Source organism: Streptococcus sp. 27098_8_73 (genome assembly GCF_041432495.1).
In the GTDB taxonomy this organism is placed as follows: domain Bacteria; phylum Bacillota; class Bacilli; order Lactobacillales; family Streptococcaceae; genus Streptococcus.
Window position 1 is genome coordinate 50,758 of the sequence record NZ_JAPVZT010000012.1, and the last position, 19,161, is coordinate 69,918.

Here is a 19,161-nt window from a genome sequence, read left to right on the forward strand (position 1 = left end):
TTACTTCCCCTTAATTAGAAGCCATTTTATCAGGATCTGTACTCATGATATCAAACAATTGTGTACCTTGAGGAATCTTATTTTTAAAGGGTACGACAACTGAACCAGCTTTTATTAGTCCAGCCCCTTTTTCTGGATTGACTAGGTATTTTTCAAGTTCTTTTGACAAGCCTAAGAGTTGAACCAGTTCTTCTCGGTCATTTTTTGCTTGCTTGAGGAGAATCATAAATTCACTATTTGCAATAATCCGTCTACCATTTGGATCTAACAATAAGGTTTCGACATTTTGGGTTATCCCAGTCGGACTAGCTCCATATTTTCTGACACGACTCCACAATTTAAAGAAGAAATCACTAGCATATTTATCTAATAAGAGAAGCTGCATTTCATCAAAATAAATCCAGGTCTTCTTCCCTAATTTTTGGTTCCGAACAACACGATTCCATATCTGATCAAACACTACCATAAGGGCGATTTGTTTCAGCTCATCTCCTAACTTTTTAACGTTATAGATTAAGAAGTTAGATCCTGTCTGAATATTGGTCTTATGAGAAAAAATATCAAGAGAACCTTCGACATACAGTTCCATATCAAGTGCCAAGTTCTGCGCTTCTTCTTCTGGTTGTTGGCTCAAGACAAAGACCCATTCTTCCAAAGAAGGCTCTTTAAATGACTGATAGGTGAGTCTGGTAACTCTGTCGATAATCGATTTTTCTCTTCCATCCATTTTCCTATCCAATAACTTGCCGATAAAGGATAAAAGAAATTCTGATTTTACCTTTACAGGATCCTCATCCATATTTTCCTCAGACAAGTCAAGGACATTGAGATAAGTTTGGGAATCGGGCGCAATATCAATCATTTCTCCCCCAAAAGCCCGTCCAATAACACTGTACTCTGCTTCTGGATCCACGATGATAATTTCAGTATTTTCACCAGATTCCTTGATTTTGGTCGTGATAATTTCATGTTTGGTTGCCATCCCTTTCCCAGCTCCAGATGTTCCTAAAATCAGACCAGACGGTGTATTTAATAGACTGCGATCAATGGTAATAATATTGCTTGAGATTTGATTGATACCGTAATATTTCCCACTACGGTCTTGTAAATCTACTGAAGTCCAAGGTGAGTTCACTGCTATATTGGACGTTAATAAACTCCGTGATACTCCTTCTAAAAAATCACAACCAAATGGCAGCAAACTATTAAAAGCTGCTTCTTGCATATATGGAAGTTTATCAATCATTAGGTCATTTGAGCCGGCCACTTGTTGGATAGTGTCTAGGGCTTGTTTGAGTTCTTCTTCATCCTGACCAAAAACACCAATCAAGAAGACCGTTTGAAATAGTTTATCTCCTGTCTCGGTCATGGTTTTTAAGAGTTCCTCAGCTTCATCGATATTGCTTTCTAATACATGACCTACTTTTTCCAAATAGATACCTGTACGAGCTAGTTTTTGTTGTTCCCCAATCTTTTGGGATTCCATCAAGGTCTTCTTTGTTCGTAGTTTCTTCATAGCATCTGCCTTGGTCGAACTTTGAGCATGGAGGCTCACAATCAATTCCAAATCTCCTTGCATGAGGTCTCGAATAAACTGATCCCCTAATTCCATGCCGTAGTCTCTCACATAGACAATCTGCAATAAGCGGTCATTAATTTGTAGGTAATTCTTGTTTTTAAAATCTAAGAGATTAGGTGCTATGAAGTGACGAGTTGTCTGACCAGATCTCGTTAAATCACGGTAAGAAAAAGGAAGATGGTGTTCTCCTCTAAGCATATCTGCCAACAAGTTCACCCGTTCTTCTCCAGCCAAGGATTCAAATCGAGCTTCAATTTCTGAGAAACCACTCTTGAAATATTCTCCAATTTGGAACAAGGAACGATAGGCTTGTTTGGGATTAGTATCCTTTCTACCAAAGCTAATCAACTTCACAGCTGAAAAATTATTTTCGCCACTGTCTAAATTCTGATTCATCATCCGATTCAATTCTTTACGATAGCTATCGTACCCATCTTCTTTTTCCTCATACAAAACACTTTGTCTGAATTTTTCTAAATTCAATCTTTTATTAAAGATAGTTAATTGGAAGTTGGTTTGGTCATCTAGGGAGTTAATCAAATCAGAATACTTCTCAATGATTGCCCCCTTATCTTCTAAACCAACGGTCTGGTAATTGACATCACCAAGTAAATAGCTTTGTGAAAAATAATCTTCTTTTACCTGCATCAGACCATTTTGATACAGGGCTTGATAGGAAAGAGTATTAGCCGTAGAGGGTAACACTTCCTCTTTTTTCCCTTTAACTTCTTCCTTTTTATTAGTCATTGAAGTTTTTTGTTTCTTTAATGTATTTGATTTTCTTTTCATGTTCAGGTCCTTTCTTTCCTGTAATTGTGCGTAGGGGAACCGTTAGTTCAAAATGAAGACGGTATTTCAAATAATGTTCAAAATATAAATCATTGGGTTTATAGACTCCAAAAAGCATGAGGGGGATGGTAAAGGCAAACACAAAACCGTAAACAAACCAATCTCCAAATTGCCAGAAAAAGAGATTCAAGCCCAAAACAATAATTGTGACAATAAAGGCTGGTAAAACAAAGATGATTTGTCTTGTGGTGAAGCCTAACCAAGCCCTGTGTTGGTATTTTGAGATGTCTTTAAAGACACGTGTATTCATGACTTTCCTTTCTAAAAAGGCTAAGAAGCATTCACTTCCTAGCCTTTATCTAATTACATACCTAAGATTGAGCGAGCCGTACGTTGAGAACCAACGAGGGCAATAATCAGTAAGATAGCTTGTACCAAACTACCAAACATAATCGCAAGTGATTGCAGGACTCCTGCACCATTTGAAACAGCTATTTTCCCAGCAGATTCAAATAAAGGAACAAGAGAAACAATCAGAAAAATGAGAACCCCTTGTACCGCATAGACCATAATATTTTTTAAATAGCCAATACCAATAGACTTCCACTCATCACTTAAAAATGTTGGAATCGTAAGAGGGGCAAATGGAATCATAAGGTAGAGTTGAATAAATCGAATGGATACCAAAAGATTGACCATGGCTGCACTTACTATCCGAACTAGCCAAATTAGGAGGGCGAAAAAGCCCACAATCATCCGGCCAATAAATCCTGAACCTTTTAATCCAGAGATGGTATCATACTTTGCCCCACCGTGAGCCACAATCGAGGCCACTTGTTCAATGGCGTGACTCGCAATCCCGATGATAGCTTCTACGATAACGGTAGTATTGGTAATTACAACTGCGACCATAATGTAACTAATCAACATCGGCGCTAATGCTTCAAAGGTCATCGCTCCTCCTGAGTTAGCAATTTTCTTTGCCATCTTCGAAAATTCTAAGATGAGAACAACTGATAAAATCGCAACTCCAAGAGGCTGCATGACACTTTTAGTAATACTAGACATATAAGTCCAAACAGTTGGATTGTAGCTAGATAGAGATTTAATCAAATCTACCGTAGATTGTAAATCTACATTAAATCCTTCAAATAAATTTTCAGCTGATATTTTTTCAGATGCAAGGTAAACAAAGGGTGAGACTAAACTAAGATTCATGTCATTGTTGATCCTCCTAAATAGAAATCTGGGTTACAAAGGCTCCAGCAGCCCCTACCATAACTCCACCGACAATTTCAAGAATGGCATTCCGAACACCTGGTCCACCATCTTTAATGTTGGTTGCAAGGTTGACAATCCCCACAACAACGAGAAAGGCACCAACCGCAATCAATCCCTTCTGCAACAAAGACATAGCTTGTGCAAACATGGCACTTGCGTCTACTCCATAAACAAAACCTTTAAAATGCGTAATCATCTATTTCCTCTTTTCTATTTTTATTTTAAACTAGATTCAAAAGTTAAATCACGAATTCTAAGGCCTTCAAGATGATTTTCTTGTCTTTGATTCAAAGGATTGATTTGATAGTTCCACCACCGTTCATCGGTTTCTTGATTGGCTAGGTATTTCCAGTTTGGATGCTTAGTGGAATTGTATTTTTTGCTTTTAAAGACAGGCATATTGGCAATTCGAACCAAGCATTCATGCCGTTTCATATTTCCGACTTCATCAGGTGTCATTAAATCACGAGCAATCTTTTGATGAGAAAGGGATCCTGAACCTGTCTGGCCAAAGGAACGACTGGTATTTCGAACATCAATGGTTTGTTTACCGAGTAACCCACTCATAAATTTAAAGGTATCTTCATCATTACCACCTAAGTAGACTAAGCTATCACAATTTCCAAGAATAGTTTTCCAAGCTTCTTTTTCTTTATAGAGCCCTTGAAGTTGTGCAATATTTTGAAGAATGGGAACGAGACTCATATTACGAGAACGAACTGTTGAGGTTTGTTCAGCAAAATCTGGGATTTCTCCGATATTCGCGAACTCATCTAAATAGACTCTCACATGAAGAGGCAATTGACCCTTAAAATCAATATCTGCTTGTCTTGTTAAGGTTTGAAATACGGTTGAAAAAAAGAGGGCTGAAAGAAAGCGAAAGGTACTATCGTTATCTGGGATAACTAGGTAAACCATTGATTTTTCCTGGCCCCATGTCTTCATATCAAGGGTATCTCTTTTGGTCAAATCCATGACACTTTGAATATTGAAGAGGGCAAATTTAGCAGTGGTTACAGCTATAACAGAATCCAGAGTCTTATCCTTATAATTTTGAAAATCTGCCCAATTTCGCATGGTAAAATTTTCAGTCCCATACTTTTTAGAATAATTTTCAAATAGAATTTCTAAGACACTTTTTTCTTGATTTTCACCCTTGGATAAGTGTTTAATGAGTTTTGAGATTTCAGCAAAACTTGGATAACGCCCTCTTTTTTTTCGCTCTTCCACTTCTTTTTTTTGACGTTTCAACAAGTTTTGGTATTCTGTTTGACTCAAACGACTCTCTTCAATGTGCTGTTCTCTTGTTTTAGGTGGGTTATAGAAATCGACCAAGTAGGAGGCTAAAGCTCGTACCAAAGTCATAGAAGCTTCATCCCAAAATGGATCACTACGAGAGCCAGAGCCTTTGGTGTTATTGAAATAAACCGTCAGCATGCGATTCAAATCATTTTCTGTCTCTATATAGCGGAAAGGATTGAAGCCATCTGAGTTCTTCATATTGACTAAATCTAGCACCTTTACTTGGTAGCCATGTTCCAAAAAGAGTCTTCCTGTTTTCTCAGCTAAGTGATCTTTAGGATCCACGACAATATTTGAACTATTCATCTGAATCAGATTGGGTTTTACAAAGCGAAAGGTCTTCCCACTTCCTGAACCTCCGATCACCGCAATATTCTTATTTCTATCATATTGGGGTGATTTCTTATCTAATAATGTCAAACGAACATCTTGAGCTAAGATCGTATCATGAGAAAATTCTTTACCGTAAAAGAGCTTCTTTTCTTTTAGAGTTCCAAAACGGGCGCTCCCGTATTCTACTCCTTCTCGGTATTGTTTTTTGCAAGTCTCTAAATAGAGATAAACCAGCAACATCATCACAAAGCCTAGTAGAAAAAAAGCACTTGATTTTCCAGTAAAAGAAATATTCCATGGCGACTGAAGAACTTCATCTTGACCCTCCATCAGAAGATGAGTCCATTTATCTAATGTATTTCCAGTATAGGAATCATACAAAAGCGTCAAACGATGAAAAAGATAGCCTAGTAAGATACCTAACAGTGAGAATAGTAGGAATTTCTTTCCACTGTACATCATCTCACCATCTCTTTCTGTTTGACGGCTCCTTCTTGTCTAAAGGTAATTTGGGATTTAGCCTCATCAATTGCATCGTCTAATGACTTATCCATGGTAAAATCAGCTAATTTCTCTGGATTATTAACCATTTTTTCTAACAGATGGTCTAAATGATTGTCCAGAATCGAACGGTCTTTCGTGTAGAAATGTAGAGAATCCCCTTGCCAAGCGATGGCTAAAGGAATCTCTTCTTTTTCTAAAAAAGCTTTAAATTTCTCTATATCAATTGGTTTGTCTAAAAAATCTTTTTTCAGATTAATCGTATCAATCGAATAGGGAGATTGTAGCAATTCTTCTAATTTCTGCACCCCTATCTTATAGGCGGAATCCTGTGCTAAAGCCTGACGTCTAGACCATTCTAGAATCTTTAAAAGACTTTTTACAGTAAATAAAAGACTACGCTCAGCATATTGAACCGCCATTCGTTCCTGTTGTTCAGAGGACATCTGATACCTCCTTCTTAACAAATAGCAGCTTTCCTTCTTTATAACGATAAGCTATCAATTTCTGACGTTGCTTAATCGACTTGACAACCTGCAGTAGATCTCTCGAATAAGGTTCTCGAAGAGTAACTTCTACTGCATTCCCATCAACGATACCAACACGTTTAAATTCAATGTAGTCTTTTTTAAGATGTCCTAAGCCCATACCAAAAGGAAAGTGATGAATCAATTGGATGGTACAACCACCTTTATTTCCCATTTGTTTCAAATCATACAAGTTTACTACCTTCATGATTAACTCCTTTATCTAGTTTGTCGCATCGTTTAAGTCTGGTAACGATAAACTCCGTGTCTGTTAGAAAATTCTCACACACGTCTTGTGCCAGTTGCCCTTCACAGGGAGATACTCTCAGTCCCTACTTACACAGGCACGCTAATCAAGACGGAGTGGATTCAATTTTCAAAGAACAGGTAGCTTTATTATAGATAAGAGTAGTTGAAATTTTTATCACATTTTTTATTTTTCTGTAGAGCTAAATTCATACTAAACAAAGATTTTGAAATAAAAGACTAACGTTGTTACATAACGTTAGCATTTCATTTCCCTAAAACAAGCTAATTTGGTCTAAAAAAGCAGCAAACTATAAACTAGTAGGTTCCACACCAAATGTACACCCATACTTCCCCATAAGTCAGATTTATAGCGCACCATCCCTAAAAACATCCCAAGTGAAACATATAAACACCAAGCTAGTATGGTTCCTGGATGATGTGCTAAGGCAAATAAAACACTTGTCAAAGCAACTCTAATATCTATTTTACTGACCAAGTTCCATATAATTTCTCGATACAGAAATTCTTCAACCATACTCGCATTGATTAAGAACAATAAAAATGAAAACCAAGGAACTTGATGTTGAAGGCCAATTAAGTTTGCTTGGTTCGTGCTTCCTTGAGCATGAATCAGACTAAAACATAGGCTTGTAATCAGTAGGCTAACGAATCCAATACCAATCCACTTTATCCTAATTTTCATATTGACCTTGGCCACTTGTTTTCGTTGACCATACATCCATAAAAAAGAAATGAGTGACGCACAATAGAGAATCTGTAGTATAGTTAACTCACCGATACAAAGCAATTTAAGTAAGTATAGGGATAGCAATAGGACATTAACTTGTTGGAATATATAAACTGGAATTATTCTTTTCATAGTTACCTCCGAAATAAATCTTCATAATCTAAATCTAATACCTGCACAATCCTTTCTACCCATGGACTTTGAGGCATTCGTTGTTCCATCTTGTAGTGGCGTATCTTTTGATACAAACGATTCAATTCACTTGGATAGTGAAACTCTCCCGCAAACATTTTTCTGGTTAACTCAATCCAGCTGATATTTCTTTCAGCCAAAATAATGGACAAGTTCTCCCAAAATCGTTCTGCCATATTGCTTCTCCTTTAACTTGATAAATAATGTGTTTGTTCCATGTAAATCAATTGTTTCGTATCTCTAGGTAATAAAGCTCTAGCCTCCTCTAGATTCAGATTTGGATAAACTCGCTTATTTGAAACCGCAAGAGGAAGCCTGATGGTTAGTTCAGGATTTTTTAATATCATTTCAATGAAATCCGTTAATCTTAGATTGTCACGGTTCTTAAATCGTAATAAATTGGGAGATAAAAATTCAAAACAATCTGAAGAATAGCTCATCATCTCAATTAATTTATCCTTTGTCATTTCAGAAACTGAATGACAAGATACCTCGATGCCATAGTTTTGGAAGAAGTCTAAAAGAAGTTGATTTCTTTGGCTATTTTTACTTAGATAGAGATCAATCATGGGAGACCTCCCAAAGATTCGGTTCCATTTGATATTCTGATACGATTAAGGAATCTAATAAATTTGCGAAGTTAATCGGTTGCTTGTCTTCATCATAAGCTTTTACAGTTACTTGGGTTGTAAGTATTCCCTCTTTTCCCTCGGCTCGATAGCCTTGTCCATATAAAACAAAAACAAGATTTTGATGATCATCTACAAAGGCATCAACTCCATTCTTTATTTCTTGACTTTCAAGGAAGTCCATAATGTTTTGAAGATAGGATTCGTAAAATAGTGGGTAATTATGTTTTTTGTGGTAATCATCTAAAAATGTCACTTCAAACTCACATGGATAATTGGGCATCAAAAATAATTGTTCATCCAGCTGTTTGATCTCTGCATCATGTAATTCTATTTCTAATTCATCACAATCTAGTATTGATTCTTTATTTAATGCTTTCATCTTTTTCCTCTATTTCTTTTAATTTCTTTGCGATTGCGGCAATCACAGGAACGGTTACACTATTACCAGCTTGTTTATAGAGCTGACTATTACTAGAGACTTTTCTAGCAGCTTCAAAAGCCCAATCAGGAAAGCCCTGCAATCGAAAACACTCTTTAGGAGTGATTCGTCGTATTCTCAAACGGTAAAATTGTCCGTCTATTAATACACCAGCTACTTGGTAAACTTGTCTATCTTCTCCTTCATAGCTAGCCACTACTACTCCCATTTGACCACTAGTTGTCAAAGTATTGGCTATACCTTTTCCAACTCTACCACGACGATACTGAGAACTTGGTCTTTCTAAATTGATTGAATCCCCAATCTCTGCTTGAGCATATCCTTTTTTCGTTGCTTCTCGGACTTTTAAAAATTGGATTGGTTCTGGAATCAGTATTTTGGGAATTTTATCTCCCCCTTGCATCGTAGTCAGTGTTGGAGATAAGCCCTCACTTCCATAGACGCGACCGGTCTCCTTAAAGCTAGTTGGTAAATCTCCAACAACGACAATACCATGGCAATCCTGAGTATTTAAAGTAAACATCGTCTCTTGGTTTCCCTTAAAGCATCTACCATTTTGTCTGTTGTCTAATCTATCTGGTGTCATACAAGGAATCGCAATCTTAAATCCTTCTCCTTTACCACGAACTAAGGTTGGCGCAAGACCTTCTGTATAATAAACTTTACCGCTCATTCCACTTTTTGATGGATTCAAATTCCCTAATGTCTTTAAAATCTCAGAGTTAGTTGCTTGACCTTCTCGTCTGAAAGGAAATAAAAGTCTGGTACCTCTCTTTCTAGAATGTCCGATAATAAACACCCTTTCTCTGTTTTGGGGAACGCCAAAATCCTTACTGTTAAGCACCTGCCACTCAACATCAAACCCCAACTCATCAAACGTGGTAAGGATTGTGGTGAACGTCCGTCCCTTATCGTGATTGAGTAGGCCTTTAACATTTTCAAGAAAAAGAAAACGTGGTTGGATTTGTTTGGTCGCCCGAGCAATTTCAAAGAACAAAGTTCCTCTAGTATCTTCAAATCCCAATCGTCTTCCTGCGATTGAAAATGCTTGACAAGGGAATCCCCCACAGATGACATCGACTTTCCCTCTAAGTTTTTTAAATTCGTCATCTGAAACATCTCGTATGTCATGAAATTCGATTTCTCCTTCCGTTTGAAAAATGGACTTATAAGATTCTCTAGCAAATTTATCAATCTCACAAAATCCAATACACTCGTGTCCGACACTTTCCATTCCTAGTCGAAATCCACCGATACCAGAAAATAAATCAATAAATTTCATTTCTTGATTACTCCTTTCTGATCGACTACCAATGTCCAAAGAGTCACACCACTTGAAATTAAAATGAACATAACTAATATCCACTCGATTGGCGACATTTAACTACCTCCTTTTCTAACACGGTTATTCCAAACAGAATACAAACCGTTAAACACAAATTCAGCAAGCACTTCCGCACGTCTAACAAAGCGAACATTATCTAGAGCATACTGATAGATTCTCTCAAAATCAGTCATAGCAATTTCACTGGCTGTTTCAGAAAAACCTTCTCGTCTAAATTGATCTTGTACCAATCCCCAAATATAATCTCGATCATATTTTGTGACCTTTTCTACTTTTCTTTTCAAGATAGGTTGAGTATTCCTATCCTCCTCATCCTCAATAAATAAAAAATCAGTCTCACTATATTTAGTCTCACTAACTTCAGTCTCACTAGGGGCTGAATATGAGACGGGGGTCGTTTCATTTTCAACCTGCCCTAGTCTTTTTTTAACACTAGGCCTGTTTGAATTACCTACTGGGGTAGAAGATAATTCCCCTAAATAAATCTTATTAGCTAGTCTTCCTTTCTCACTTGAAGATTGTTGAACTTCATCAATTAAATCATATTCTTTAAGAGTTCTTTTGATGGACAGTAATTTTGACTTCGAACAACCTAATAGCTTCATCAGTTTAGAATTAGAAAATACTAAATAAACCGCTCCTTCTTCATCTATCCAACCACGACTAAGAGATAATTCTAAACGATCTTTTAAAATAGAATAAGCCACCTTTACCTCTAGTTTCATATCCATATATTTCTCATCCTCAAAAAGAATTTTAGGTAATTTATAATACCGTTCTGAAGTTTGGTATTGATTTGCGGTAATTCGTTTCATAGCGCTCCTCCAAGTTCTTTGAGTATTAAATCTCCACTTGATTCCAATCGAACCAAGCCACTTTTTTCTAATTCAGCCATAAGAGAGATGGCTTCAACAATGTCAATTCCCATTTCACGTACTAAAAATGAAATGACAATATAGCGTGATGATTGTAATTCTTTTGTCATTTTTCCTCCTGAAAATAAAAAAGGAGAACAATATTCAACTGTTCTCCAAAATAATTTTATTAAAAAGAAAAACCCTGCCAAATTAATTTTTGGTAGGGTTTTTGGTAGGAAACTAAATTAATTTATCAGTTTCTAAAATGTGTTCACGATTCTAAAAGGCTGATACTATAGTATTCCGAATTCTAATTGGTATATGCCTCTTATTTAAGAGTAACTGAAGCTCCAGCTTCTTCCAATTTAGCCTTGATTTCTTCAGCTTCTGCTGCTGCAACGCCTTCTTTAACAAGCGCTGGTGCACCATCAACAAGTTCTTTAGCTTCTTTAAGTCCAAGACCAGTGATTTCACGTACAACTTTGATAACGCCGACTTTCTTGTCGCCTGCAGCTGTCAATTCAACGTCGAATGAATCTTTAGCAGCTTCTTCAGCGCCACCAGCAGCAGCTACAGCAACAGGAGCAGCCGCAGTTACACCAAATTCTTCTTCGATAGCTTTTACAAGGTCGTTCAATTCAAGGATTGAAGCTTCTTTAATTTCAGCAATAATGTTTTCAATGTTCAATGCCATTGTTATTTCCTCCAAATAAGTTTTATATTTTATAATTTATTTCTAGCCGAGGGCTAGGCTGCGTAGCTTAGGATTAAGCTGCGTCTTCTTTGTTGTCTGCAACTGCTTTGACAGCAAGTGCAACGTTTCGAACTGGCGCTTGAAGTACAGAAAGGAGCATAGAAAGAAGTCCTTCGCGGTTTGGAAGAGTTGCAAGTGCAAGAATCTCTTCTTTTGATGCGACAGCGCCTTCGATAGCACCACCTTTGATTTCAAGTGCTTCTGCATTCTTAGCAAAATCGTTCAAGATTTTCGCTGGTGCGATAACATCTTCATTAGAAAATGCTACTGCAGATGGTCCAACAAATACTGATGCAAGATCTTCAAGACCAGCTTTTTCAGCTGCACGACGTAAGATTGAGTTTTTAATTACTTTGTACTCAACTTCGCTTCCACGAAGCTCACGACGAAGAACAGTATCTTGCTCAACTGTCAAACCACGAGCGTCCACAACAACGATTGATGCAGCAGCTTTCATTTTTTCAGCTACTACGTCAACTAATTCTGCTTTTTTAGCAATAATTGCTTCACTCATTTAGTGTTTCACCTCCGTAATTATTTTGCTTGGGGAATTTTTCTAAAAGAAAAACGCGCCCAAACCTAGACACGAAAGTACAATACGCTTCTTTTACATGATACGTTTTGTCCTCGGTAGGATCTTTATGAGTCGAGCTCCCCTACTGTCTTAGGCAGTTTTTTCAAACCATTGATAATTATAGCAAAAGAAAAAAAAGATTGCAAGCTTTTTGTGCAATCTTTTTACTTTTTTATGCATTTTTAGGAAAAGTCTTGTCAAGCAAGGCTTTACTAGCATCGTCAGCAGGCACCCAGCCATCAGTGAAAACTCGGTCTTTTATCCAAAGACGATTATAGAAAAAGGCCCAAAAGAAATTGTAGACATATCCTGCAAATCTTAAGAAATCATCTGGGATAAAGAGCGTTGCAATCACAGCAAATACAAATAGTGAACCAAGCATGATCCCAAAGTATTTCCAGTCTTTACGAAAAAGAGGAACGAAAAAGTTAAATAGCAAGGTTGTAATAGAGCACATAGGTGACAAAGTTTTAGTCTTGCTACCATCTGGTGATTGAATAGTAAGTTTATTCATAAAGATCTCCTTAAATAAAAAATTATTACTAAAGTTTAACAAAATTTTATATGTTTGTCAATTTGAATAAGTCTAGACGGGAATCAGATGGTCACTTCTTCAAAAAAAGAGGCTGGGACAAAAGTCCTAGCCTCTCAATTGTCTTTGGATTGTCGAGCAAGACGCAGTGGTTGAGTGGACTCTACCACGCTGATTTCATCAGCTTTTACAGCCCTACTCAACTGTGCGGAGGTGGGACGACGAAATCGAATTCTAACGAATTACCGATTTCTGTCCCACTCTCTTTAATCTACATAATGTTCTTCTTTTTTATTGAACCAAGCGTATGGCAGACCGATCAGAAGACCACCACCAATCAAGTTTCCTACGAAGGTCACAGCCCAGTGACGCAGGATATTTCCAATACCAAAATTTGCCACCTGTGATGCAGCCGAGCTAAATTTGACGATAGCAAAAGAAGCAAAGTTAGCTGCCAAGTGTTCATTTGTTAAGAAAACAAACATATAAATGGCTGAAATAACCAAGAAAAGCTTAGCTGTACTATCTTTCACCAAGACGAAGGAAAGAATCGCAATATTAACAAATACATTGGCTAGAATTCCCTCAAGTAAAATAAGTTCATTGGAACGGGCAAGCTTCATCTGCACAACACCAGCAATGAAACTTTCCTTGCTAAGTCCTGCATAAGCTGCCGAATTAGCAAAGAGCCAGCCAGCAATCAAAGCCCCAATCAAGTTAAAGAAAGTACAATAGAACAAAATAATCAGTGCTTTTTTCCAGTCAATCTTCTTCAAGAAAGTTCCCGCCGTCAGAAACATCATGTTGGAAGTCACCAGCTCAGCATTCAGAAAGACGATATAGGCCAATCCCCAAGCAAATATAAAAGGAAATAGAAAGCGACCTGTTCCTGGGACAATCTTATTTGTCAGGTCTGCTGCAATAGCTCCTGCTCCTGTACTGAAAGTCAGAAAGGCCCCCTGCAAAGATAGAGCGGACAGCATACTTCCCTTTGCTTGTGTCGAACAAGCCTTCTTTCTTACGGCAAGCTGCTTCTATTTTTGGAATAAATGTCGATTCGACCATAATAATTCTCCTCTAAGTTAAACTATGTACAGTATATCACAAACTTCTATTTTTGGAAAGCGTTTTCTGTAAGTGTTTTGCTAAATTTGAAATTGAATTTGGAAAACTACATTTTAAGTTCTTAGTTCGCCTGCTAGCTGCCTTATATCTTCTGGCCGAGTTCGACAGCAACCGCCAAAAAGCTGAACGCCCTGTTTCTTCCAAAGATGGCTGTAATCAGTTAAACAGAGCTGCTGCTCAGGATTGTCCTGCCAAGTATTCGTCACCCCATTATAGACCTCTCCAGAATTTGGATAGGCTAGTAAGGGCTTATCGCACACCTGTTTTAACTTTTCTAATAAAGGAGCAATCAAATGTGGAGCTGTGCAGTTAAAACCGACAGCCAATACTTGTGGACTCGACTGAGCCAAGCGCCCAACTTCTTCTATTAAGGTTCCATCCGAAATTGCTGATGCCGTTTGAGCAGTAAAAGATAAATGGGCTTCCACCTGCGGAAATTCTTCTGATAGTAAATGAACAAGCGCCTCGGTTTCTGCTCCGTTAGGAATCGTTTCAAGTGCCAATAAATCACAGCCCGCGTCCAGCAAGGCTTGAATGCGCGGACGATGAAAGTCTTTAAATTCCTCCTCACTCAAGTGATAGGCTCCTGTGTACTCCGATCCATCAGCCAGGTAAGCAGCATAAGGCCCCACCGATCCAGCTATCAAAGGATAAGAGCGCTGCTTCTGCTCATCTAGCGATAAGCTCCCCCAGACATTTTTAACAGCTACCTGTGCCAAAAGGACTGTCTCTTTGAAGATTTCATGAGCCTTGTCTAAACTCAACCCTTCTTCGACAAAAGCTGGAATGCTGGCCTGATAACTGGAAGTGGTGATAATGTTACTGCCCGCCCGAACATAGTCCTCATGCAGGTCTTGGATAATCTGAGGATTCTCAAGCAAGTACTTGGCTGACCAAAGCCGACCAGAAACATCATAGCCCTGCCTCTCCAGCTCTGTCCCCAAAGCACCATCTAGAATTATTATGTCTTGCTTTTCAAGTAAATCTTTAAACGCTCCCATTCTTGCTCCTCAAGCTTTTTCTAAAATAACAGCTTAGTCAGTTTTGCTAAAGATAAATAAGTCTGCTTATTTGAAATGATCGTCTACTTCATTAGCAAAACGCAAAAAAGAGATTATTATAATCTCTTTTTTCTTATCTAGTTATGTGATGCCCATGCTTGGTCTGTTTCCAGAACATCTTGAGTCGTGTATTGTCCACGGTAAGGATTGTAAACCATATTAGACGCTCCTGTCTGATAGCTAGGCGAATCAAACTGAGTCAGATTGTATGCTTCAATCAGATAGTTTAATTTTGCATAGTAATGACTATCCGTTGCATATACACCTGTCAAGGCAGCTGTCGCATCTTGATAAGTCGGGGCATTGCTTTTCCAAGCTCCCGCAAAATGACTTTGTCTCAAGACATAGACATAATCCTGAAGTGACTCAGCGTAACTTGAGTAAGAGCGGAATTGATCATTGATCGCGTAAGTATTGCCCTGACCATCTTCTTCTAAGGTCTCCATCGTCGCTGACTGACCACCATAAGCTCCTTTAATCCCGAACAGATTATAGTGAGGATAGCCTGATAGACCAGACTGGCCAGAACCACTCTCTAAAATAGCTTGTGCAATCATCACGGAAGCATACAGATCATTATCCTGGGCCAATTGGCGAGCTGGCTCACTGATTTGTGAAATGAAATATTCTGTTTGGTTCAATGGTTGCTGAACAGCATCATTTGCACTTGCTGGCTTGATTTGCTTTGACAAAGCCAGACCAAAGACAACGGTTGAAGCCATCACTGCCAAACCTGTCAAAAGTCTTTTTCTTTCTTTTGAAATTCTCTTCTTCACAGTCTTTCTCCTAAATACAATATCTATTCTACTATTGTAACATACTAAAAGCAAAATAACATTAGCAATAAATTACAAGTATATGACATTTTTTAGATCTTCCACGAATATAAGTTTTACAAGCCACGATTGTTCCATTCAAAACTTCCTCGTTCGACTTGCATAATGAGCCTTATCATTCAGATATATGCAGGCTGAGCTGAAGATGAAAATAACCTGACTCCAACCCATACGGAATCAGGCTATGATCTTAAACTCTGAAAATTCAACTATCATTCCGATACAATCTAACATCTAGATCTTGTCCAAAATCGCATCCCAAGCTTGATCAAGACCAGTTTTATCAACTGAAGAAAAGATGATAAAATCATCAGTTTTGTCAAAGTCCAGCTTTTTCTTAATGGCACTTTCATGCTTATTCCACTTACCGCGTGGAATTTTATCAGCCTTGGTAGCCACAACAATAACTGGAATTTCATAGTATTTGAGAAATTCATACATCTGCACATCATCCGCACTAGGATCATGGCGTAAGTCTACTAGACTCACGACCGCTCGCAGATTGTCCCGACTGGTCAAGTATTCCTCAATCATTTTGCCCCATTTAGCGCGCTCCGCTTTCGAAACCTTGGCATAACCATAGCCAGGAACGTCCACAAAACGGAGCTTATCATCAATGTTAAAAAAGTTCAACAGTTGCGTTTTACCAGGCTTACCTGAAGTCCGTGCTAGATTTTTGCGATTAAGAAGAGTATTGATAAAACTAGATTTACCAACATTGGAGCGACCAGCCAAGGCGATTTCTGGGATATCATCCTGAGGGTAATGCGACTTATTGGCTGCACTCAGTAAAATCTCAGCATTATGTGTATTGATTTCCATAAGCTTCCCCTAGGCAGTTTCCAAGATTGGCTTGTCTGTGCCGTCCACTGCTTCCTTCGTGATACGAACCAGTTTGACATTTTCCTGACTCGGCACTTCAAACATAACATCCATCATGGTTTCTTCAATAATTGAACGAAGTCCACGCGCACCTGTCTTGCGTTCGATGGCTTTTCTCGCAATGGCTTGCAGGGCTTCCTCGTCAAATTCAAGCTCAACATCATCATAAGAAAGCAAGGTTTGGTATTGCTTCACTAGCGCATTTCTCGGTTCATTCAAAATGCGAACCAAATCATCAACAGTCAGCTGCTCTAGGGCTGCAAAAACTGGCAAACGACCAATCAACTCAGGAATAATCCCAAATTTCTGAATATCATCAGCGACAATGGCCTGCATATAAGACGCACCTTCGTCAATGGCCTTATTATTTTGACCGAAACCGATAATCTTCTCACCAAGACGTTGTTTAACAATTTCTTCGATACCGTCAAAAGCACCACCAACGATAAAGAGAATGTTCTTGGTATCAACCTGAATCATTTCTTGCTGTGGATGCTTACGACCACCTTGAGGAGGCACGCTGGCTACCGTTCCTTCAATAATCTTCAGTAAAGCTTGCTGAACACCTTCACCTGAAACATCACGGGTGATAGAAACATTTTCGCTCTTCTTAGCAATCTTATCGATTTCATCCACATAAATGATGCCACGTTCTGCCCGTTCAATATTGAAGTCAGCTGCCTGTAAAAGCTTGAGCAAGATATTTTCTACATCTTCACCAACATAGCCAGCCTCAGTCAAGGCTGTCGCATCCGCGATAGCAAAAGGAACATTGAGGCTACGCGCCAAGGTCTGAGCCAGGAATGTTTTCCCAGATCCAGTTGGACCAATCATGAGGATGTTGGATTTTTGCAGCTCCACATCATCCTCTTCGCGACTATCATGAAAATTAATCCGCTTATAGTGATTGTAAACGGCAACAGCCAAAGCACGTTTTGCCCGATCCTGACCGATCACATAGTGGTTCAAGATATTGAGCAATTCTTGCGGTTTTGGTACTTCAGAAAGATCAGCTAAAACTTCCTCAGCTAATTCTTCTCGGATAATCTCCTGCGCCAACTCGACACATTCATTACAGATAAAGGCATTGTTGCCCGCAATAATTTTTTGGACTTCGTCCTGATTCTTTCCACAGAAAGAACAATACACCATCATCTCATTATTACGATTTGTAGGCATTGTTTACTCCCATTCTAAATTTCTAATTCAATTTTTTATTTACATTTTAAAAGAGGGTCATATAAAAAGCATGGATGGAATTAACAAGATTCGTAAAAGCATTTAACAAAAATAAAATAGCCAATCCATAACGTTTCTTACGACAAGTCTGAAGCGAACAGATCAGACAAATTGCACATAAAAAGGCCGTAAAAAAACCAAAAACACTTCTTTCCATTCCTATGAACCCTTTCTTTTGAGGATTTTTACGGTGAAATCATACTCATTTTTTTCATCTTTTGGTCGAAAACGACTGCTTACTTCATCAAACTGTGTCAAATCAAAGTCTGCTGGGAAATAAGTATCACCTTCTAAGCTAGCATGGATTTCTGTCTTAATCACCTCATCCAATTCATGCTCAAATAAAGAAAAGATTTGACCGCCACCGATAATATAGAGATTCTTCTCTTGCTCTTGGTACCATTTCAATACTGCTGAAAGCTCATGAAATACCAAAACACGCTCATCTTCAATCTGATAATCCCTATCGCGTGTTAAAATCAGAGTTTTTCTATTTGGCAGCACGCGCCGATGCATGCCATCAAAAGTCACCCGCCCCATTAAAATTGCATGTCCAGTCGTGATTTCCTTGAAATGTTTCAACTCAGCTGGTAAATGCCATGGCAAGCTTTGGTCTTTGCCAATCAGACCATTTTGATCCTGTGCCCAAATAGCCGCAATCTTTTTCGTCATTTCTCCATCCTTCGCATTGATATTTCTATTCTATCAAAATTTATTAAAAAAGACTTGTTTGGACTATCACTTCTATCTATTTATTTTTGTCAGCTGATCCAGATAAAAAATCGATAACCCAAAAGATTATCGACTATTCGTTTGCTAGGCAAATTACTCTTTCTTCATCTTTTTGATAAAGACAAATCCTACAACAGCAGCTACAAGGCCAAACAAGGAAACGTTCAAGAGCGTTGAGTCTGCCTTTTTAGGCTCAGCAGTGGTAGCCTCTTTTTTATCCGCTAGGGGATCAATATCACATCCCTCTCTTTTGACTGACTTACCTTCAGTTGAAGCATCAGCATTGCTTTGCTCGGTCCCTTTGTTTTTAGGGCCTTTTCCATGACAAAGCAAATCAATCGTATAGGATTTCTTTCCCTGATTTGCTCCATCCGAACCTTGGTCTACAAGCTGTAGAAAATCATCTTCCTCCACTGAAGAATCCGCAATTTGCTCAAGTTGGGACTCTGCCTGCTGGACTTCATCCGCACCCACAAGAGCCATCGGTGTCACAGAAACCGATAAGCCAAGCAAACATGAACAAATGCCCAGACTAAAGAGTTTTCTCCTGCTTCTATGTGTTAAAAAAATTGCTTCCATATCAATACCTCCGAGATAGGCACTAGCGAAACACATATATCTATTGTCATTATAGCACTTACAAAATATATTT

General features: G+C 38.3%; 23 protein-coding genes, 1 pseudogene and 1 other annotated feature. All 24 genes and pseudogenes read right to left on the minus strand.

The window, feature by feature from the left end; all coding sequences use genetic code 11:
- Positions 1-10: 10 nt before the first annotated feature.
- Positions 11-2,368 (minus strand): VirB4-like conjugal transfer ATPase, CD1110 family, encoded by a 2,358-nt coding sequence (locus O3651_RS08530; protein WP_180364039.1) that lies wholly within the window; start codon positions 2,366-2,368, stop codon positions 11-13.
- Positions 2,319-2,678 carry a PrgI family protein gene (locus O3651_RS08535; protein ID WP_001097589.1) on the minus strand — a complete coding sequence of 120 codons (360 nt, stop codon included), beginning with the start codon at positions 2,676-2,678 and terminating at the stop codon, positions 2,319-2,321. The genes O3651_RS08530 and O3651_RS08535 overlap by 50 nt, the downstream gene beginning before the upstream one ends.
- Positions 2,679-2,731: 53 nt before the next feature.
- The gene (locus O3651_RS08540; RefSeq protein WP_001054257.1) at positions 2,732-3,586 is read right to left on the minus strand and encodes a conjugal transfer protein TrbL; all 855 of its coding nucleotides are present in this window, start codon (positions 3,584-3,586) and stop codon (positions 2,732-2,734) included.
- A gap of 16 nt (positions 3,587-3,602) precedes the next feature.
- Entirely contained in the window at positions 3,603-3,845 is a 243-nt protein-coding gene (locus O3651_RS08545; RefSeq protein WP_000627865.1) for a hypothetical protein, read from the minus strand.
- Positions 3,846-3,865: 20 nt separating this feature from the next.
- Positions 3,866-5,743, minus strand: a complete 1,878-nt coding sequence (locus O3651_RS08550) for a VirD4-like conjugal transfer protein, CD1115 family (protein ID WP_084972631.1) — start codon at positions 5,741-5,743, stop codon at positions 3,866-3,868.
- Positions 5,743-6,231, minus strand: a complete 489-nt coding sequence (locus O3651_RS08555) for a hypothetical protein (RefSeq protein ID WP_048791736.1) — start codon at positions 6,229-6,231, stop codon at positions 5,743-5,745. Before O3651_RS08555 ends, O3651_RS08550 begins: the two co-directional genes overlap by 1 nt.
- A complete protein-coding gene (locus O3651_RS08560; protein WP_048791737.1) occupies positions 6,221-6,520 on the minus strand; it encodes a hypothetical protein in 300 nt (99 codons plus the stop codon). The genes O3651_RS08555 and O3651_RS08560 overlap by 11 nt, the downstream gene beginning before the upstream one ends.
- 333 nt (positions 6,521-6,853) lie before the next feature.
- A complete protein-coding gene (locus tag O3651_RS08565; protein WP_084972563.1) occupies positions 6,854-7,441 on the minus strand; it encodes a CPBP family intramembrane glutamic endopeptidase in 588 nt (195 codons plus the stop codon).
- A gap of 2 nt (positions 7,442-7,443) precedes the next feature.
- Positions 7,444-7,677: a hypothetical protein gene (locus O3651_RS08570; protein WP_000840776.1), complete on the minus strand. Its 234-nt coding sequence runs from the start codon at positions 7,675-7,677 to the stop codon at positions 7,444-7,446.
- Positions 7,678-7,689: 12 nt separating this feature from the next.
- Entirely contained in the window at positions 7,690-8,070 is a 381-nt protein-coding gene (locus O3651_RS08575; RefSeq protein ID WP_000566547.1) for an arsenate reductase family protein, read from the minus strand.
- A complete protein-coding gene (locus O3651_RS08580; RefSeq protein WP_084972564.1) occupies positions 8,063-8,512 on the minus strand; it encodes a hypothetical protein in 450 nt (149 codons plus the stop codon). The genes O3651_RS08575 and O3651_RS08580 overlap by 8 nt, the downstream gene beginning before the upstream one ends.
- Positions 8,496-9,854, minus strand: a complete 1,359-nt coding sequence (dcm, locus tag O3651_RS08585; protein ID WP_084972565.1) for a DNA (cytosine-5-)-methyltransferase — start codon at positions 9,852-9,854, stop codon at positions 8,496-8,498. The genes O3651_RS08580 and dcm overlap by 17 nt, the downstream gene beginning before the upstream one ends.
- A gap of 98 nt (positions 9,855-9,952) precedes the next feature.
- Positions 9,953-10,732, minus strand: a complete 780-nt coding sequence (locus O3651_RS08590) for a replication initiator protein A (protein ID WP_048791742.1) — start codon at positions 10,730-10,732, stop codon at positions 9,953-9,955.
- Positions 10,729-10,902: a hypothetical protein gene (locus O3651_RS08595; protein WP_000159607.1), complete on the minus strand. Its 174-nt coding sequence runs from the start codon at positions 10,900-10,902 to the stop codon at positions 10,729-10,731. Before O3651_RS08595 ends, O3651_RS08590 begins: the two co-directional genes overlap by 4 nt.
- A 200-nt stretch (positions 10,903-11,102) precedes the next feature.
- Complete coding sequence (gene rplL, locus O3651_RS08600; RefSeq protein WP_001196967.1) at positions 11,103-11,468, minus strand: 50S ribosomal protein L7/L12; 366 nt, start codon at positions 11,466-11,468, stop codon at positions 11,103-11,105.
- A 73-nt stretch (positions 11,469-11,541) separates the two neighbouring features.
- Entirely contained in the window at positions 11,542-12,042 is a 501-nt protein-coding gene (gene rplJ / locus O3651_RS08605) for a 50S ribosomal protein L10 (RefSeq protein WP_001287273.1), read from the minus strand.
- 38 nt (positions 12,043-12,080) lie between these two features.
- Positions 12,081-12,215, minus strand: a sequence feature (ribosomal protein L10 leader region).
- 59 nt (positions 12,216-12,274) lie between these two features.
- Positions 12,275-12,616: a hypothetical protein gene (locus tag O3651_RS08610; protein ID WP_371610178.1), complete on the minus strand. Its 342-nt coding sequence runs from the start codon at positions 12,614-12,616 to the stop codon at positions 12,275-12,277.
- A 284-nt stretch (positions 12,617-12,900) separates the two neighbouring features.
- Positions 12,901-13,699 (minus strand): annotated as a pseudogene (locus O3651_RS08615) (formate/nitrite transporter family protein).
- 113 nt (positions 13,700-13,812) lie between these two features.
- Positions 13,813-14,760 carry a homocysteine S-methyltransferase gene (gene mmuM, locus O3651_RS08620; protein ID WP_371610179.1) on the minus strand — a complete coding sequence of 316 codons (948 nt, stop codon included), beginning with the start codon at positions 14,758-14,760 and terminating at the stop codon, positions 13,813-13,815.
- A 137-nt stretch (positions 14,761-14,897) separates the two neighbouring features.
- A complete protein-coding gene (locus O3651_RS08625) occupies positions 14,898-15,596 on the minus strand; it encodes a glucosaminidase domain-containing protein (protein WP_148888075.1) in 699 nt (232 codons plus the stop codon).
- A gap of 294 nt (positions 15,597-15,890) precedes the next feature.
- A complete protein-coding gene (gene yihA, locus O3651_RS08630) occupies positions 15,891-16,478 on the minus strand; it encodes a ribosome biogenesis GTP-binding protein YihA/YsxC (protein ID WP_125390734.1) in 588 nt (195 codons plus the stop codon).
- A 9-nt stretch (positions 16,479-16,487) separates the two neighbouring features.
- A complete protein-coding gene (gene clpX, locus O3651_RS08635) occupies positions 16,488-17,717 on the minus strand; it encodes an ATP-dependent Clp protease ATP-binding subunit ClpX (RefSeq protein ID WP_015604700.1) in 1,230 nt (409 codons plus the stop codon).
- 219 nt (positions 17,718-17,936) lie between these two features.
- Positions 17,937-18,449: a dihydrofolate reductase gene (locus O3651_RS08640; protein ID WP_223367786.1), complete on the minus strand. Its 513-nt coding sequence runs from the start codon at positions 18,447-18,449 to the stop codon at positions 17,937-17,939.
- Between the two features lie 153 nt (positions 18,450-18,602).
- Entirely contained in the window at positions 18,603-19,088 is a 486-nt protein-coding gene (locus O3651_RS08645) for a hypothetical protein (RefSeq protein WP_371610180.1), read from the minus strand.
- Positions 19,089-19,161: the final 73 nt, after the last annotated feature.

Excerpts from the sequence above, each read along its gene's own strand:
- O3651_RS08530 (WP_180364039.1), bottom strand. The coding sequence starts at position 2,368 with ATGAAAAGAAAATCAAATACATTAAAGAAACAAAAAACTTCAATGACT.
- O3651_RS08535 (WP_001097589.1), bottom strand. The coding sequence starts at position 2,678 with ATGAATACACGTGTCTTTAAAGACATCTCAAAATACCAACACAGGGCT.
- O3651_RS08540 (WP_001054257.1), bottom strand. The coding sequence starts at position 3,586 with ATGAATCTTAGTTTAGTCTCACCCTTTGTTTACCTTGCATCTGAAAAA.
- O3651_RS08545 (WP_000627865.1), bottom strand. The coding sequence starts at position 3,845 with ATGATTACGCATTTTAAAGGTTTTGTTTATGGAGTAGACGCAAGTGCC.
- O3651_RS08550 (WP_084972631.1), bottom strand. The coding sequence starts at position 5,743 with ATGTACAGTGGAAAGAAATTCCTACTATTCTCACTGTTAGGTATCTTA.
- O3651_RS08555 (WP_048791736.1), bottom strand. The coding sequence starts at position 6,231 with ATGTCCTCTGAACAACAGGAACGAATGGCGGTTCAATATGCTGAGCGT.
- O3651_RS08560 (WP_048791737.1), bottom strand. The coding sequence starts at position 6,520 with ATGAAGGTAGTAAACTTGTATGATTTGAAACAAATGGGAAATAAAGGT.
- O3651_RS08565 (WP_084972563.1), bottom strand. The coding sequence starts at position 7,441 with ATGAAAAGAATAATTCCAGTTTATATATTCCAACAAGTTAATGTCCTA.
- O3651_RS08570 (WP_000840776.1), bottom strand. The coding sequence starts at position 7,677 with ATGGCAGAACGATTTTGGGAGAACTTGTCCATTATTTTGGCTGAAAGA.
- O3651_RS08575 (WP_000566547.1), bottom strand. The coding sequence starts at position 8,070 with ATGATTGATCTCTATCTAAGTAAAAATAGCCAAAGAAATCAACTTCTT.
- O3651_RS08580 (WP_084972564.1), bottom strand. The coding sequence starts at position 8,512 with ATGAAAGCATTAAATAAAGAATCAATACTAGATTGTGATGAATTAGAA.
- dcm (WP_084972565.1), bottom strand. The coding sequence starts at position 9,854 with ATGAAATTTATTGATTTATTTTCTGGTATCGGTGGATTTCGACTAGGA.
- O3651_RS08590 (WP_048791742.1), bottom strand. The coding sequence starts at position 10,732 with ATGAAACGAATTACCGCAAATCAATACCAAACTTCAGAACGGTATTAT.
- O3651_RS08595 (WP_000159607.1), bottom strand. The coding sequence starts at position 10,902 with ATGACAAAAGAATTACAATCATCACGCTATATTGTCATTTCATTTTTA.
- rplL (WP_001196967.1), bottom strand. The coding sequence starts at position 11,468 with ATGGCATTGAACATTGAAAACATTATTGCTGAAATTAAAGAAGCTTCA.
- rplJ (WP_001287273.1), bottom strand. The coding sequence starts at position 12,042 with ATGAGTGAAGCAATTATTGCTAAAAAAGCAGAATTAGTTGACGTAGTA.
- O3651_RS08610 (WP_371610178.1), bottom strand. The coding sequence starts at position 12,616 with ATGAATAAACTTACTATTCAATCACCAGATGGTAGCAAGACTAAAACT.
- mmuM (WP_371610179.1), bottom strand. The coding sequence starts at position 14,760 with ATGGGAGCGTTTAAAGATTTACTTGAAAAGCAAGACATAATAATTCTA.
- yihA (WP_125390734.1), bottom strand. The coding sequence starts at position 16,478 with ATGGAAATCAATACACATAATGCTGAGATTTTACTGAGTGCAGCCAAT.
- clpX (WP_015604700.1), bottom strand. The coding sequence starts at position 17,717 with ATGCCTACAAATCGTAATAATGAGATGATGGTGTATTGTTCTTTCTGT.
- O3651_RS08640 (WP_223367786.1), bottom strand. The coding sequence starts at position 18,449 with ATGACGAAAAAGATTGCGGCTATTTGGGCACAGGATCAAAATGGTCTG.
- O3651_RS08645 (WP_371610180.1), bottom strand. The coding sequence starts at position 19,088 with ATGGAAGCAATTTTTTTAACACATAGAAGCAGGAGAAAACTCTTTAGT.